The organism is Hydrogenobaculum sp. 3684 (assembly GCF_000213785.1).
Lineage (GTDB): Bacteria > Aquificota > Aquificia > Aquificales > Aquificaceae > Hydrogenobaculum.
This window is the reverse complement of sequence record NC_015557.1, coordinates 1361172-1377587: the sequence shown is the minus strand read 5'-3', so window position 1 is coordinate 1377587 and position 16416 is coordinate 1361172. Positions and strand designations below refer to the sequence as shown.

At 34.9% G+C, this 16416-nt stretch carries 18 protein-coding genes and 1 tRNA gene; 3 read left to right on the top strand and 16 right to left on the bottom strand.

Annotated features, from left to right (window positions below; genetic code table 11):
* Positions 1-7: 7 nt before the first annotated feature.
* The 9 genes from HYD3684_RS07325 to HYD3684_RS07285 form a co-directional block, all read right to left on the bottom strand.
* A complete protein-coding gene (locus tag HYD3684_RS07325) occupies positions 8-568 on the bottom strand; it encodes a hypothetical protein (RefSeq protein WP_015420022.1) in 561 nt (186 codons plus the stop codon).
* 296 nt (positions 569-864) lie between these two features.
* Positions 865-1731 carry a UbiA prenyltransferase family protein gene (locus HYD3684_RS07320; RefSeq protein ID WP_015420021.1) on the bottom strand — a complete coding sequence of 289 codons (867 nt, stop codon included), beginning with the start codon at positions 1729-1731 and terminating at the stop codon, positions 865-867.
* Positions 1718-2608: a tetratricopeptide repeat protein gene (locus tag HYD3684_RS07315; protein ID WP_015420020.1), complete on the bottom strand. Its 891-nt coding sequence runs from the start codon at positions 2606-2608 to the stop codon at positions 1718-1720. Before HYD3684_RS07315 ends, HYD3684_RS07320 begins: the two co-directional genes overlap by 14 nt.
* Positions 2605-3336: a hypothetical protein gene (locus HYD3684_RS07310; RefSeq protein ID WP_015420019.1), complete on the bottom strand. Its 732-nt coding sequence runs from the start codon at positions 3334-3336 to the stop codon at positions 2605-2607. Before HYD3684_RS07310 ends, HYD3684_RS07315 begins: the two co-directional genes overlap by 4 nt.
* Positions 3337-3343: 7 nt before the next feature.
* The gene (locus HYD3684_RS07305) at positions 3344-4135 is read right to left on the bottom strand and encodes a TIGR00282 family metallophosphoesterase (RefSeq protein ID WP_015420018.1); all 792 of its coding nucleotides are present in this window, start codon (positions 4133-4135) and stop codon (positions 3344-3346) included.
* Between the two features lie 27 nt (positions 4136-4162).
* Positions 4163-4245 (bottom strand) — tRNA-Leu (locus tag HYD3684_RS07300).
* Between the two features lie 19 nt (positions 4246-4264).
* Positions 4265-5353 carry a glycosyltransferase family 4 protein gene (locus tag HYD3684_RS07295; protein WP_015420017.1) on the bottom strand — a complete coding sequence of 363 codons (1089 nt, stop codon included), beginning with the start codon at positions 5351-5353 and terminating at the stop codon, positions 4265-4267.
* Positions 5350-6570 carry an MFS transporter gene (locus HYD3684_RS07290; RefSeq protein WP_041112967.1) on the bottom strand — a complete coding sequence of 407 codons (1221 nt, stop codon included), beginning with the start codon at positions 6568-6570 and terminating at the stop codon, positions 5350-5352. The genes HYD3684_RS07295 and HYD3684_RS07290 overlap by 4 nt, the downstream gene beginning before the upstream one ends.
* Positions 6567-6800, bottom strand: coding sequence for a tetratricopeptide repeat protein (locus tag HYD3684_RS07285; RefSeq protein WP_015420016.1), 234 nt, complete (start codon positions 6798-6800; stop codon positions 6567-6569). The genes HYD3684_RS07290 and HYD3684_RS07285 overlap by 4 nt, the downstream gene beginning before the upstream one ends.
* Positions 6801-6898: 98 nt before the next feature.
* Here HYD3684_RS07285 and HYD3684_RS07280 point away from each other — a divergent pair, with 98 nt between their 5' ends.
* Positions 6899-7315 carry a copper chaperone PCu(A)C gene (locus HYD3684_RS07280; protein ID WP_015420015.1) on the top strand — a complete coding sequence of 139 codons (417 nt, stop codon included), beginning with the start codon at positions 6899-6901 and terminating at the stop codon, positions 7313-7315.
* On the opposite strand, the gene HYD3684_RS07275 is transcribed toward HYD3684_RS07280, so the two are convergent.
* From HYD3684_RS07275 to trxB, 7 genes are read right to left on the bottom strand one after another with little or no spacing between them, the layout of a single operon-like run.
* Complete coding sequence (locus HYD3684_RS07275) at positions 7316-8284, bottom strand: GDP-mannose 4,6-dehydratase (protein ID WP_015420014.1); 969 nt, start codon at positions 8282-8284, stop codon at positions 7316-7318.
* 12 nt (positions 8285-8296) lie between these two features.
* On the bottom strand, positions 8297-9514 hold the full coding sequence (locus HYD3684_RS07270) for an ion channel (protein ID WP_015420013.1): 1218 nt from the start codon (positions 9512-9514) through the stop codon (positions 8297-8299).
* Complete coding sequence (locus tag HYD3684_RS07265; RefSeq protein ID WP_015420012.1) at positions 9511-11658, bottom strand: 3'-5' exonuclease; 2148 nt, start codon at positions 11656-11658, stop codon at positions 9511-9513. The genes HYD3684_RS07270 and HYD3684_RS07265 overlap by 4 nt, the downstream gene beginning before the upstream one ends.
* On the bottom strand, positions 11658-12203 hold the full coding sequence (locus HYD3684_RS07260; protein ID WP_015420011.1) for a molecular chaperone, inactive metal-dependent protease like protein: 546 nt from the start codon (positions 12201-12203) through the stop codon (positions 11658-11660). Before HYD3684_RS07260 ends, HYD3684_RS07265 begins: the two co-directional genes overlap by 1 nt.
* On the bottom strand, positions 12197-13630 hold the full coding sequence (gene gatA / locus HYD3684_RS07255; protein ID WP_015420010.1) for an Asp-tRNA(Asn)/Glu-tRNA(Gln) amidotransferase subunit GatA: 1434 nt from the start codon (positions 13628-13630) through the stop codon (positions 12197-12199). The genes HYD3684_RS07260 and gatA overlap by 7 nt, the downstream gene beginning before the upstream one ends.
* Positions 13631-13632: 2 nt before the next feature.
* Positions 13633-14076, bottom strand: coding sequence for a TraR/DksA family transcriptional regulator (locus HYD3684_RS07250; protein WP_015420009.1), 444 nt, complete (start codon positions 14074-14076; stop codon positions 13633-13635).
* A 13-nt stretch (positions 14077-14089) separates the two neighbouring features.
* Complete coding sequence (trxB, locus tag HYD3684_RS07245; protein WP_015420008.1) at positions 14090-15058, bottom strand: thioredoxin-disulfide reductase; 969 nt, start codon at positions 15056-15058, stop codon at positions 14090-14092.
* A gap of 182 nt (positions 15059-15240) precedes the next feature.
* On the opposite strand from trxB, the gene HYD3684_RS07240 reads away from it, so the two are divergent.
* Both HYD3684_RS07240 and HYD3684_RS07235 read left to right on the top strand, forming a co-directional pair.
* Entirely contained in the window at positions 15241-15645 is a 405-nt protein-coding gene (locus tag HYD3684_RS07240; protein WP_015420007.1) for a hemerythrin family protein, read from the top strand.
* 63 nt (positions 15646-15708) lie between these two features.
* Positions 15709-16374 (top strand): thioredoxin family protein, encoded by a 666-nt coding sequence (locus tag HYD3684_RS07235; protein ID WP_015420006.1) that lies wholly within the window; start codon positions 15709-15711, stop codon positions 16372-16374.
* Positions 16375-16416 lie beyond the last annotated feature (42 nt).

Below are 16416 nucleotides of genomic sequence, written 5' to 3'. Positions count from 1 at the left end.
TTCAAGCTTAAAACAACATCCCAAGTTTTATGCCAAGCCTATAGTTATCAGGGTTTATACCGGTGTTTTTGTACTCGGTGGCAAACTGATACTTTGCTTGAGCTCCTATGTATACATTTGGAGATATCTTAAGATCAAGCTCACCAGAGCCTTGCATAGTGCCTACCATACCAGAGGACATCCCTTGGAGTTTTACATCCGCTGCTCCTATACCAGCACCAAAACCAGCAAAAAGATTTTGACCTATAGGATATAGGTATCTCATGTTAAGTTCTATATTTGAAAAATCAAGATGAGAACCATCTCCATAAGCTCTGCCCGTACCAAGCTGTAAAGAGGGTTTTAATTGTCCGTAAGCCACTTTAAAAAGCCTACAGTTCCAATCTACACCAACACCAAGATAAGGCCCATCAAAACTACTTATATGAGAACCCGTAAAATGCATATAATCAAGCTTCATATACGATGTAAAATCACCAAGATTCTGAGTGCTAACGTTATCACCATAATAAGGCTGTGCCATAGCCATACCACCAAAAACCAACAAACCCATCAAAAACTTTCTCATAAAACACCTCCTATAAACATTATATCGCTAGTTAAACGAAAAATTATAAAAGATTTAATTGTACAAGTTCACTACATCGTGAACATATAAACCATGGTATACTTGTCGTATAATAAGCGTATTTTAAGAAACAGGTATCTGAAACATAGTAAACCACTCTAGTGTGCCAAAGGCATTTTTTACATCGTATGATAAGTGTCTGTTAAAAAGACATGCATCTAAAACATGGTAAACCACTCTGTGTTCATAGTCTATCTGAACTTATACAGTATTTTAAAATCTTCTTTATCTGGGTTTTAAAAATGAAAGTATAGTATAACCCCGTCGTACAACACAAGAGCTATAGCGCTAAGAAGTATAAGCTTATCGTTTAAAAGCTCTTCTGAGGGTTCTCCGCTTTTTAAATTATGGGTTATATGGTAATACCTAAATATACCAAACGTAGCTATTATAACGCTATAAAAAAATATTTTGCTGGGTATACTTAGAGTATACATAGTATATATGCCAAGTCCCAAAGTGGCAGATATTACCATAAGCTGGTCAAGATAATAAACACTGTAATACTTTAAAACCTCTTTAAAGTCCTCACTTTTTTCTTCCATTGTAAATAACTCATACCTTCTTTTGCCAAAACCAAGGTAAAGGCTTATAAAAAACATATCTAAAAACAGATAAGGAGACACATCCACAGATGCCGCAAAAGCCCCTATGTATATCCTTATCAAAAAACCAAAGGCTATAAAAAACACATCAAAAAGCTGTTTTTTCTTAAAATAAAAGCTGTAAACAAAACTATTTAATACATACACCATAGACATTGCAAAGGCAAGCATTGAGACTCTAGTCACAAGGATAGACCCTGTTATAAACAAAGATATTCCTATCAAAGATGCAAGTTTGATAGATATATCACCTTTTGCTATGGGCCTATTTTTTTTCTTAGGGTGAAGCCTGTCTTTTGGCGCATCTATTATATCGTTTAATATATATGTGGAAGATGCTATAAGGCAAAATCCTATAAAGACAAGGCTTGTATTTAAGAACAAAGTTTTATTAAATACTTCCCTTGCAAAGACAATAGGAATAAAAAGCATTAGATTTTTTGTATATTGTTTTACCCTTAAAAGCCTAAAAAATATCTTTAGTTTATTGTAATCCATTTAACCAAGATTGAAGATATTGTACTTCTTTATCTGCATGTATTTGGTTTAGATATTCTATAGCTCCTTGGATATATGCTCTAGCTTTTATGGGGTCATTCATATCTTTATAATAAAAACCAAGATACGCATACGCCATAGACTCCCAATAACTATCATCCGCTTCCAGAGCCTCTTGATAGCCTTCTGATAAAAGCGTCAAGGCGTCTTTATAATCTTTGTTTTCTCTTGCTATCTCGCCTAAAGAGAGCAAGGCTATAGCCCTTGCATCGTGGTTTTTTGATTTTTTGGCAAGTTTTTGAGCTTTTTCTAAAATAGATTTCGCCTTATCAAGATTTCCTATGTGATAATAAGCAAGACCTTTTAAAGCCATTATATCTGATTTTATAAAATCTGATTTAGCATGTTTTAAAGCCTCATCAAAAAACTCTATAGCCTTTTGATAGTTGTTTTTAGCGCTTTCTAAAAAACCTTCCGATTCTAAGGCTATGGCAAGGGCGTCGCCCGTTGGGTTATACTTCATAGCGTTTTGGCAGTGCGTCGAGGCTTTATTTAAATCCCCGCTCATGGCAAAAACTTTACAAAGATAGCTTTCTGCCTCGGACATCATCGTTATATTTTTTGTATTGTCAAGAGAATTTTTCAAAAACACCACAGCATCTTGATAATCTCCATTTATCTCACTCATGATTCCAAGACAAAGGCTAGCTGCTGGGTCTTTGGGATTTTTTATAAGTTCGTTATGACCCTCAAACACCGCCAATCTAAAATCACCCTGATATAGTTTTGACATACATTCGTTGTTGAAGGGCTTTTTAGAGCAAGAGCTAACTATGAAAGCCAAAATCAGAAATAAAAAAAATATATTCTTTTTCATAGAGATTTTATCTCTTGAATTATCTCTTGTTGAAGCTTCATAATGATAGAGCTTAGCTTTGCAGCGTCTTTTTTATCCACAGACATCTTAAAGCCAGCGTATAACTCATCTTGTTCTTCGTATATACTTACTAGATTAGCCTTACCCCTAACGATATCGCCATCTATATAAAGCTCCACATCAAAAACAGTATCTTTGCTTGCCAAATCTTTCATCTTACCCAATATCATATCTTTGTTTTCATCTTTTTCTATTTTTATAGCAAAACCAGTTTCGCTAATATTTTTTAACGATAGGTTTGAAAAACATTCGTCCAAGTCCTCAAGGCACAACTTTGCATAAGCTTTATGCTTATAATCAAACTCCACCCTTACGCTCGATCTTTTTAAAAATGGCGGTACATCTATTAAGGATTCTGCCATAAGCACAAGCTCATCTCTAGCACTTGAAAAAACGCTACATTTTATATAAAAAGAGAGTTCTCTACTTTGGTATGGTATAACAATCTTCACATACACTGGGTTTCCAGTTTGAAAAGCATACTTCATAGATGTATTTTTCCAATTAAAAGCCAAATAAACCTCGTTAGTTTTAGAAATGTCAAACCAAGAAAAGGGCACCTTTATGTTGATAGGTACATCTCTATACACAGTATATATATTGTACTCCTTACCCTTTTGTAATTTTGCAACGACCTCTTTTATATCTATTTCAAAAACGTTTGGCATTTAATTATTATATTACATCTTCAAATATTTGTAGCCTATTTATAGATTCTATCGTACCTTCGGCTTTTAATAAGATTGCGTTAAATATACCTTGAGATTTATCCACTTCAAACCTTGCCGGGATGCCGTTTAGGTATTTTGTAATAGCTGCGTACTCTGTACCTATTATACTATGCCAAGCTCCAGTTATTCCTATATCTGTTACATATGCCATACCAGATGGAAATAAAAAAGCGTCAGCGGTAGGCACATGCGTATGAGTACCGTAAATAAATATCTTGTTGGCCACATCTTTAAACTCGTTTTCTATGTAAAGGGCAAAAGCGTATTTTTCGGCAGTGGCTTCTGCGTGAAAATCTATTATAGCTATGTCAAAATAATACTTAGAGAGTATATCTTTTGCCACAAAAAAAGGATTTTCTAACGCTGGATTTCCCATAAAAACTCTACCCATAAGGTTTAACACAAGAATTTGTTTTTGGTTTTTATTAAAAATACCAAAACCTCTACCTGGCACCCCATCTGGGTAGTTTGCTGGTCTTAATATGTCTTCTTTTTGATCTATAAAGCTAAAAACCTCTTTATTGTCCCATATGTGATTTCCAGAGGTAAACACATCTACCCCAAGGGCTTTTAGCTCTTCATAAACCTTTAAAGTTATACCAAAACCACCAGCTGCATTTTCACAATTTAAAAGCACAAAATCTACTTCATATTCTTTCAAAACATGCGGCAATATTGATTTTAAAACCCTTCTACCAGTTCTTCCTATCACATCCCCAATAGCTAGTATATTCATCCTATAAAAATTATACAGGATATTACATGCGGATGGTGGGACTTGAACCCACACGGCTCTTCACCATAGGATCCTGAGTCCTACGCGTCTGCCAATTCCGCCACATCCGCTTTAGATATTTTATTATATCTAAGACAACTCTTCCAACAATTTTACATACTTTGATAGCATATTCTCTATGCTATACTCTTTTGAAGTAGCAATAGCATTTTGAATTATATGCTCTCTAACATTACTATCTAAATTTAGTACCTTTTCCATGGTGTTTGCCATGGCGTTTATATCCTTTGGAGGGATTAAAAATCCATTTATCCCGTCTTTCATATATTCTGATATACCACCCACATTTGTACTTATACAAACAAGCCCACTTGCCATAGCCTGTAAAAGCGCTCCTGCTATACCTTCTAACCTTGAGCCAAGCACAAAACTATCGCAAGCTCTCAAAATATATTCTACATCTTCTTTGTACCCAAGCCCTAAAAAATGTTTTATACCAAAAGAAGATGCTTCTTTCATAGCGTCTTTATCTGTTAAAAGCCCCACAAACAAGAGCATGGTATTGTCTTTTTCTATTTGTTTGTAGGCTTTTAGTATATCGATATGACCTTTTATCTCAGGGTTGTAATTGGCTACATTTACAAATATATGTTTGTCAAGCGGTAGATTGTATTTCTTGCGAAGTGCTATTTTCTCCTCATAGCTTGCTCTTTTAAACCTCGATAAGTCTATCCCGCTTTGGATCAATCTAAGCTTATCTTTAAAAAAATCTTCTTCTAAAAGCTCCTCATAAACTTTTTTAGATACCACCACTATTTTATCGGCAATAGAGTATTTAAAATATTTTGAAAGCATGTTTGATTTTCTACCAGATCTTTTAAAAGCCACTATTTTAGGCTTTTTGGATAAAAAAGGATAGACCACCCTCACATAATCAAGGGCTTTTGGAGAGTTTGCAAATATTACATCAAAATTATTTTTTGAAATAATATCATAAAGCCTTTTGTAGGTAAAAAAACTTATCCTTTTAAAAGGCGTTTCTTTTTCAAACTCATAATATGGGACTTTGTCTTTTATTTTTTCTTTAAAAGCCTCAAAATCAAAAGAAAGTGCAAAAGATACATCAAAACCAAGATTTTTAAGACCAACGGCTGTTATGTAAGCTTGCTCTTTGGTACCACCCCAGCCCACAGCATCCAAAACACTTAAGATTTTCATTGAAGATAGTTTTTTTCTTTTAACAAAAACACCACCAAAACACCAATTATATATATAGAAGATGCCATAGCCCCAGCTTTTGCCACAGAACCAAATAGATATGTAATATAACCTGTTATAAAAGGCCCAACAGCCGCCAGAGTCCTTCCTACGTTAAAACAAAAACCAGCTCCAGTGGCTCTAATAAAAGATGGATACGCCTGAGGGAAGTATATAGAAAACCCGCTAAAAACACCGTTGTTAAAAAATCCAAGCAACGCAAGCGATATTAAAAGTTTATCAAAGCTTTTAACATATAAAAACGTTGTAAGCCCCATCAAAAAACTACCCATAAAAAACAAAATAAACGTATTTCTTATGCCGATACGTTTTGTTATAACACCAAAAGATATATAACCAAACAAAGCACCGATGTTTAAAGCTATTGAGCCAAGCCCTACATAGTAGGCTATATCTTTTTTATGCAAAATATAAGATATCAAAGCTGGAGTCCAGTTTGTAACCCCCCAAAGCCCAAAGACCGCTACAAAAGCAAGCAAAGAACCTATGATAGTTTGATTTATATACTCTTTTCTAAAAAGAAGTTTTAGGCTTTTAATATAAGAAAATGTATTTTTATTTAAAATCCATTCTTGGGATTCTTTTACAAAAAGCCTAAAAACAAAAGCCAACAAAGCAGGTAAAATACCTATTAAAAACATCACCCGCCAAGAGTGATAACGCCCCACAGTAAAATATATAATAGATGCCAGCAAAAACCCAAAAGCCCAAGCGCTTTGAAGAAGGCTTGAAGCAAAAACTCTATTTTTATTTTTAAATATCTCTGCCACCAGTGTAGCACCACCAGCCCATTCACCACCTATACCAATGGCCGTTATAAACCTAAAAAGCCCAAGTTCCCATACATTTTGAGCCAAGGACGAAAGGCCGGTAAATATGGAATAAAGACCTATCGTTATAGTAAGAGCCCTAACTCTACCTATCTTATCCGCCACATAGCCAAAACTAACCCCACCTATAGCCCAGCCTATTAGAAATATAGAAAATATCAACCCTCCGTAAAAGCCCACATTGGATTCTGTGTTTAAAATACCTTGGTTTTTTAGTAGCTCTTTTAAAGCGCTCACCATCACCAAAGCATAGATGGTGGCATCCATGCTATCAAACACCCATCCTAAAAAAGCCCCTATAAAACCAAAAAGTTCTTCTTTTTTCATACTTCGTACATCATATCAAAAAGTTCTTTAGCCATAACCTCATCCATAGTTTTTAGCTTTTTGTAGCACTCCCGTGCTTTATCTATATCGTTTATTTTAACATAGGCAACACCTAATTTAAATATAAGATCTTTGTCCTCTGGTTTTTGGGAGAGCTCTTTCTCCAAATCCTCTATATACCTTTTTACCATTATATCGCCCATCTTACTAAACATACCCTTTTTTATCATAACATTAAAGATAATAACATATTGGCCGTTTGCAACGCATAAAAATAAACAAAAATTTATGATAAAATAAAGTTAAATTTATTTTAAGGAGGTTTTTTATGAAAAAGCTTTTATTGGCAATGGTACTTGTAAGTGGTGCGGCCTTTGCAAAACCAGAGATTGCGATCAAAGACCCTTGGGTTAGACTTATGCCCCCTACTTCAAAAGTAAGCGCCGCTTATATGAAGATAGAAAATAAGGGAAGTTCAGAAGATGTGTTGTTGTGGGCAAAGTCATCTGTATCAAAGATTACACAGCTTCATAAAACCATAACCAAAAACGGAGTGATGAAGATGGTAAGAGTAAGAAAGTTTGTGATAAAACCAGGGCAAACGTTTATTTTAAAACCAGGGGGTTATCACATAATGCTTATAGATTTAAAGCATCCTCTTAAAAAAGGAGAAAAAGTAACCCTTTGGCTTAAGTTTAAATATAGCGGTATGAAAAAAGTTATCGCACCGGTGGAAAATAGATAATTAGAGTTTTACATCTTTTATCCAATCCCAGTTTTTTAAGGTCCATTCTACGGTATTTTTGATGCCTTCTTCCAAAGATACCGTAGGGGCCCACTCTAAAAGATTTTTAGCTTTTGTGATATCTGCCCAAGTGGCCATCATATCGGCTTTGTGAAACTCTTTATAATTTATCTTGGCTTTTTTGCCTAGATAAGTTTCAATAAGTTCTATAGCATAGATAAGTTTATCTGGTTTGTTGTTGCCAAGGTTTATGATTTCATAACCAAGTGGTTTTAGGGCTTTTATGGTACCTTTGGCTATATCGTCTATATATGTAAAATCCCTTGATTGAGAACCGTCTCCAAAAAGTTCTATAGGTTCTTCTTGGTATATCCATTTTATAAACCTAAATATAGACATATCTGGTCTTCCAGCGGGCCCATAAACGGTAAAATATCTTAGTATAGACACATCTATGCCGTATAGGTAATGATAGCTATAAAGCATAGCTTCTGCACCTTTTTTAGAAGCAGCGTAAGGAGATATTGGAGTATTTACTGGAAGCTCTTCCACAAAAGGCATCTTTTGACCAGCGTACAAAGAAGATGTAGAAGCTTGGACAAACTTCCTTGTACCAAAGTCTTTTGCCAACTCTAAAAGGTTTAAAACACCAAGCGTATTGGTAGAAAGGTAAACAAATGGATTTTCCAAAGAGTATCTTACACCAGCCCTTGCTGCTTCATTTATTATGGCATCTATGGGATTATCTTGAAATATCACCTCAAGAGCTTGTTTGTTTTCTATATCTATAGGATAAAATTTGAAGTTTTCATGGCTTTTAAGAGTATCAAGCCTCCAAAGCTTTACCTTCACATCGTAATAATCGTTAAGATTGTCAACACCAACAACACGATAACCTTCTTCTAAAAGAAGCGTAGATACTTTCCAGCCTATAAAACCAGCAGCCCCTGTGACAAGTATGGTTTTCATAAGAGTATTGTATCATAAATCCTTTAAGAACATATCTCCCAATATTTCACCGCTCACTATGATGTTATCCGCTATGTTTCTTTTTCTAAAAGTCTTTGCATTTTCTATTTTTAAAAGCTGAAGATTTATCTTTATATTTTTGTTTAAACCTCTTGCCACTACAGCAGTTAGCATAGACCTTGCATCTATAGACTCGGAGTCAAGATTTTGAATAGGTTCTGGAAATATATTTATCCGTTTGGCAAGCTCAATCTTTACATCTTTTAGCACCTTTTCTTTTACAAAATCCCCTTTTTTAAATATAAAACCGCTTGGAAGTTCTAAATCTTGATTGCTTATAACCACTATCATCGGTTTATCTTTGCTATGAGATAGTTTTTCTATCATATAAGAAGTGGCTTCTGTCCATCCAGCCAAAATAATATGATCTTTTAAATCCGCCATTATTATACCTCCTGTTTTCAACAAATTTATATATCTTATAAGCCCAGAGCTTATAAAAGCCGTTAACACTGAAAACGAAAGCCATCCCATAAAAGCAATAACAACGGCCACAATTCTTCCCACAGTGGTGATGGGCGTTATATCTCCGTATCCTACCGTTGTAGCAGTTATCATAGCAAGGTAAAAAGCATCAAAAAGATTGTGCATATGAGGGTTATGCGCTTCTTTTTCTACAGAAAATAAGATGATCGTCAAAGAGAACATGCTTATAAAAATAAACATCAATATACCAAATATTTCATTTACAACATCTGATATATGGCTGATTAGAGTAGTGTAAATCTCTTTGTATTGCATTGATATCTTGAAGAATCTTGCTAAAAGCACCACTATTCTTATAAGCCTAAGAGGATGAAATATAGGAAAAATAGATATAAAATCTACTATAGAATAAGGTTTTGACATCCATAAAATTTTTGGTTTTATGGCTTTTATAAAAGCTTTCAAAAAACCCTGATCCCTGTTTCTTATGAAATCCTCGGTAAAATCGCTACAAAGCCACAGCCTAGAAACATATTCAAAACCTATTACGAAAGATGCAGCAAAATCAAACACAAAAGCCATAGAGTAAAGATCTTCATGTAAAGCGTGAAACTCGTTGAGAAGCCCAAGTACTATAGATAAAAGCACTATAAATATACTTATAGGCTGATAGGTTTTATAAGCGGTGGAAGAAGGGTCTTCAAACATCCTGAAAACAAAATGCTTTATAGTTTTTAATCTCATACTGGTCTTAAGAATTCTTTTACAATTGATCTTTCTTTATCTTTAAACTTCACATTTGCTACGCCGTTTGATATATTTAAAACTACGCCCTCTCCGAAAACCTCGTGAAATACGCTATCCCCAATTTTTATATCTACTTTTGATACTTTATTTTTTGAGCTTTTATAAGATATAGATTCATATTTTGTTAGAGTTTTTGCCTCTTGATTTTTCAGTGTTTCTTTAGGCAAAAACGATGTGTCCAGCAAGGTTTTGTCCATAATGTTTATAAAATCGCTAGCTTTACCAGCAGCAGTATAACTTAAAAACAAATATCTTTTTGCCCTTGTAATACCAACGTATAAAAGCCTTCTTTCTTCTTCCATATCAAGCACATCGCTAAAAGCTGAAGAATGAGGAAGTATACCATTTTCAAGCCTTGGCATAAAAACAGCTTCAAACTCCAAACCTTTTGCCTTGTGAATGGTCATAATTTTAACGGCTTTTGAGTTGTCTTTGTCATCTTCTTCCATTAAAGAAATCTCTTGTAAAAGCTCTTTTAAATTTTCTTTTTGATTTTCTTGATGTTTTTGGGCTTCTATTTCAAAAAATCTTAAAAGCTCCTTTACGTTATCGATGCGCTCTTGATAATCTTCTTTGTACTCTTGCTCCAAATATTCAAAATATTTTATATCCTTTATAAGCTTCTCCACGTAAAAAGATATATTTCTGCCGTTGGCTTGCCCCTTTTCCAAGTTATAAACCAATCTTTCCATAGCCTTTATAAAGTCGTTTTCTTCAAAAAGCTTATTACCTAAAACATACTTTGTAGCTTGGATCAGATCTATAGATTTTTGCTTAGAGAGGTTTATAATTTTCTCTATTGTTTTTTCTCCTATGCCTCTTTTTGGATTTGTTATAGCTCTTTGAAAAGATAAGCTATCTTTTGGATTTATCGCAAGATGCAAGTACGATAGTATATCTTTTATCTCTTTTCTTTGAAAAAATCTCAAAGCACCTATTATCTTATGAGGGATCTTTGCTTTTACAAGAGCTTGCTCTAAAAAGTTTGTTATATAGCTTACCCTCACAAGGATAGCTATTTCTTCCAATGGTACGCTTTTGCTAAGTTCCTCTATTTTCTTGGCTATCCACTCTGCTTCTTTTTCTTCGTTTGGATGAAACGTTATAACAGGTTTTGGATGGGTTTGATTGTCTTTTTTATGACTTTTTAAAATAGGTACAAGCTCTTTCCATTTGGCTTTTGAATTTTTTAAAACATCATTGGCTAAAGATAATATCTCGCTTGAGGATCTATAGTTGATGTTTAATTTTATTATTTCTGGGTTGTAATCTTCTATAAAGCTTATTATGTTGTCTGGGTGGGCCATACGCCATTCGTAAATGCATTGGTTTGGGTCTCCTATCACGCATATGTTGTCTTTTTTTGATATATGTTTTATTATCTCGTACTGAGTGGTGTTGGTGTCTTGGAACTCATCCACTATGATATAATCAAAAAAATTCTGATAGTAGTTTCTAAAAGCCCCATCTTTTTGAAGCATATCCTTAAAAGCTCCCATAAGATATGAAAATGTAACAGCGCTTGTCTCTATCATAGCGTTTAAAAATATATCCTTAAGCTCTAGCACTTTTCTATCAAACTTGTTGTCTTCGTCTAAAAATCTTATGCCTTCTATAGCTTGGTTTACAGCTATGTAAAGCTTTTTTGCTTCATCTTTTTTTATATCTTGATCTTTTATTATGCTCTTGAAAAGCCTTACTGAATCTTCTTCATCAAGCACTCTAAAATCGTTTGAAAGCCCAAATATTGCATGATGCTTTCTTATAATCCTTGAAGCCACAGAATGAAATGTACCCACCCATTCTATATTTATATCTTTACCCAATAAGTTAGCGTATTTTTGTATCCTTTCTTTTATCTCGTTGGCAGCTTTGTTGGTAAAGGTTATCATCAAAAGCCTACTCCCTCTTATCTTATACTCTTGGTTAAATATAAGATAAAGGGCTTTGTGTATTATGGTTTTAGTCTTACCAGAACCAGCTCCAGCCACCACCAAAAGTGGTTTTCCATTTGATAAAACCACTTTTTTTTGCTCTTCATTTAGTCCTTCTAAAAGTTCTTTTAAGAGTGTTTCACTCATCAAAAGACCCTTGTGGGTGGTCTTGTGTATATAGGTTCTACAAAAAATATATCGCTTGGTTTTTCTTCTTTAAAAGCCTCATAACCAAGATAAGAAAACATGTGTTCATATTCTTCTATATCTTTTGACATAGCATCTGGAAGTTCTTTATACTCTTCTATATCAGATACTCTATATCCTTTCTCATAATAAGCACCAACATAGGCGTTTGAAACTTTTCTATAAAGAAACAAACTATCTTTTGAAAACATTGTTTTTGCCACTGCATCTATGTTTATAAAAGAGTATATCGGTTTTTCAAGAGCTATGCACATAGCCTTTGTAAAGTTTACACCTATCCTAAGCGGTGTAGCATAACCTATGCCTATACATACAAAAAAAGCATCTATCTCTGCTGGTTTTATATCAAAAGTATTAAACAAAAACGGCAATAAGCTAAGCGTTTTTTCGTTGGTTTTTTTATAAAAGCTCAATACTGGTTTTGAGTCTTTTAGCAAACAAAAAGATACATTGCTACTAGAAGTATCCAAACTCAAAATTAGCATACATTTGATATATATTCATAGTGAGGATAGTGTTGTTCCCAAGCGTAGGATACATCCAAAAGTGTCTGCTCGTCAAAAGCCCTTCCTATGATTTGCACACCTATTGGCAGTCCAACTTTTGTAAACCCAGATGGTATAGATATCGCTGGAAGCTCAGCTAAATTTACAGAAACTGTAAATATATCAGAAAGATACATCGATATTGGGTCGCTTAGTTTCTCGCCAAACTTAAAAGGTGGTGTAGGAGAAGTGGGGCTTATTATCACATCTACTTTCTTTAAAGCTTCTTGAAATTCTTTTTTTATTAGGTTTTTAACAGCAATAGCTTTACCATAATATGCTTCGTAATACCCAGAAGAAAGCACATAAGTCCCAAGCATGATACGGCGTTTTACCTCAGGGCCAAAACCTTCATCTCTTGTTTTTGCATAAAGCTCAAAGATATCTTGAAAATCTTTAGCCCTATAGCCATATCTTACCCCGTCAAACCTAGCTAAGTTTGAAGAGGCTTCAGCCGGTGCTATTATGTAATAAACTGGTATAGCGTACTCTATATGTGGCAAAGAAATTTCTTTTATGGTAGCTTTGTTGTCCTCTAAAAATTTTATAAAGTTTTTAAAAGATTCTTCTACTTCTTTATCTATCTTGTAAGCCATAAACTCTTTTGGAATACCAACACAGAGCTCTGTCCTTGGTTTTAGGTTTTTAGAAAAAGAAGGAAGTTCTACATTGGCACTTGTACTATCTTTTGGATCGTAACCAGATATCACTTCCAAAAGAAGGGCTACGTCTTTTGTATACCTACCAAAAGGCCCTATCTGGTCCAAAGAGGAAGCGAAAGCCACAAGGCCATACCTTGATACTCTACCGTAAGTGGGTTTTAAACCTATAACACCACAAAAAGAAGCTGGCTGTCGTATAGAACCTCCAGTATCAGAACCAAGAGAGAGTGGCACCATGTTGGCACCTACCGAAGAAGCAGAACCTCCAGAAGAACCTCCCGGTACATACTCTATATTCCAAGGGTTTTTTGTTTGGAAAAAGGCTGAATACTCTGTAGAAGAACCCATTGCAAACTCATCCATGTTGGTCTTACCTACTATAATAGCTCCCTCTTGTTTTAATTTTTTAATCACAGTGGCATCGTAAACAGATATATAGTTTTGTAGCATCTTTGAGGAGCAAGTGGTGGGAAATCCATCAACGTTTATATTATCTTTTATAGCTATAGGTATACCAAATAGCTTACCTTTGGGTGTTTGTTTATCCAAAGCTTTCGCCGTTTCATAAGCTTGGTCATATAGATCTGTCACAAAGGCTCTTATCGTTGGTTCGAAAGCTTCTTTTCTTTTCTTAAAACTTTCCAATATCTCAGAGGGTTTTACTTTTTCTTCTAAAAGCCAAGAAACACTATTTTTGTAAAGCATATTCAGTCTTCCCCTATATCATCCCTTTCTATAGTTATATCTTCTACAGGTGGCTCGTATGTATTGTTGGTCATTGATGTACCCATAGTCTCTTCATATTCTTCGGCACCTTTGGCGGTAAACCTTGTCCAAGGTATAGCTTTTAGTCTTTCATAAGGTATCGGCTCTCCAGTCCATTCGCATATACCGTAAGTCCCATTTTCAATACGCTTTAGAGCATCTTCTATCTCTTTTAGCACTTCCATATCCCTTTGAGAAAGAGACTCTAAAAGCTCTTCCGTATAATTTATTTGGCCCAAATCCTCTAAATCTTGAGGCTCTTTTGCCTCTTCAGATACACGCTTTTGGACTTCTAAGTTTTCGTTGTATCTGGCCACTATCTTAGCCTTTTCTTCCAAAAGCCTTTTTTTCAACTCTTCCAATTGCTTCTTAGTAAGATGTTTCATGTAACCCCCTTTATTACCATTGAGATGTAATCTTAGATTTTTTGTTTAGATACTTATCAACAGCTAAAGCCGCTTTTACACCATCGGCAGCCGCTATAACAGCTTGTTTTATGTTGGTGCAAAGTATATCTCCTGCAGCAAATACTCCTGGTACAGAAGTCATCATCTCTTCGTTTATTTCAAGGCAACCATGTTCGTTCATCTTAACTTGCCCCATTAGAAAATCCACAGAGGGTTTGTTACCACCTATAAATATAAAAACACCATCCACTTCCAACGTGGTTTCCTCACCAGCGGATAGTTTTTTCACATGAAGCCCTCTTACAAGACTATCGCCAACAATTTTAACAGGTCTTGTATGAAGAAGTATCTCTACGTTTGGAAGGCTTGAAAAATGCTCAATCTCTTCTTGAGGTGCTCTTATTCTAGAAGAAGGCACCACAAAATAAACCTTTGAAGCAAAACGGGCGATAAACTCCGCTTCTTCAATACCATAATCATCATCACCTACAACGGCTACAGGTCTATCTTTGAAAAACGCAGCATCACAAACACCGCAGTAGGATACTCCTTTACCTAAAAACTCCTCTTCACCGGGAAACTTGTGAGCCCTTTCCATGGCTCCAGAAGATACTATCAAAGCTTTTGCCTTATACTCTTTACCGTCTATGGTATAAACGCTTTTAACCTCGCCTTCTAAAGATGTGGCTATAACTTTACCTCTTTGAAATTCTGCACCAAAGGCTTTAGCGTGGTCTCTCATTAATTTTAAAAGCTCAAAACCCGTCAAAGGACCTCTTATGCCTGGGTAGTTTTCTATCTTTTGAGTAACACCCAAAGCTCCGTCAGCTTCAGCCCTATATAACACCAACGTAGACAAACCAGCCCTAGCGGTATAAATAGCGGCAGAAGCACCAGCCGGACCTGCACCTATTATAATTACATCGTATACCTTATCTTGATTAATAAGCGTCAATTCCATATTTTCACTCCTAAAAAGTTAAATAAATATTATATCTAAATTTAAAGCATAAGATATGATTAATATATGCGAAAGAATACAAAAACAATTCATATACAATGATAAAATGCATATTGACAAATCAAGTACAAAATATAAATTAACATTTACTTATTTAAAGCAAGAAATTTTAGGAGGTATTTATGCTTTTACCAAAGGAAAGGATACCGCAGGTGGCTTTGATGGAAATGAACGATATACACTTTGAAGAAATAGACCTTCTCAACGAGCTTTACGATGCGATAAAAAACAACGAACCCATAGAACGTATAGAAAAACTTTTTGAAGATTTTTTAGCAGATGTAGTTTATCATTTTGAGTTTGAGAACAACGCCATGAAAGAGACAGGATTCTTTGCCTATCCTATGCACAGACAAGAACACGAAATGAGGATGTCTGAGTTAAACAAATTAAAAGAGGATTTTTACGCCACTAAGAACAAAGAACTAATAGCAAACTACCTAGAACAAAAATTTGTACCTTGGCTTATAATCCATGTACCAACGATGGATACCGTCACTGCCCAATATTTAGCAGATTATCTATAGATTTATAACGAAAAAAGTTTATATTAATATATAATAAATTTTTTATCCTTTAAGGAGGTGTTTATGCTTTTAGACTTAGAAACAAGGGCACAGTTGAGGGACATATTTGAGAAGAACCTCAAAGAGCCAGTAAAACTAAAGCTATTCTCACAGGCTATAGGATGTGAGAGTTGTGGCATAACAGAACAGTTGATGCAAGAAGTCAGAGAGGTGGCTGGAGATAAACTCTCTTTAGAGATTGTTTCACCGCTTACCAACCAAGAACTAGCTTCTTCCTACGGCATAGAAAGAGTGCCAACGCTCGTAATAGAAGGTGAAAAAGATTATGGTATAAGATATATAGGCCTTCCGGCAGGTCTTGAATTTAACACTCTTATACATGGTATTATCCAGGTATCTCAAAGAGACCCTGGACTTAAAGAAAGAACCCTTGAGATATTAAAAGAGGTGGATGTACCTATAGATATAATGGTGTTTGTAACCACCTCTTGTGGATATTGTCCTGCTGCTGCCATAACAGCTTTTAAATTTGCAATAGCAAACGACTATATCACATCAAAAGCCATAGATGCTTCAGAAAACATGGATCTATCGGAAAGATTTCAAGTGGTAGGAGTACCAAAGATTGTATTAAACAATGGTCTTGCGGAGTTTGTAGGTGCTCAGCCTGAAGAAGCTTTCTTAGGGTATATTACATCAGTAGCATCAAAGCTTAAAAGCCTAAACTAAAATATAAAAGCGGATAGCGATATCCGCTTCCTTTGTGATATA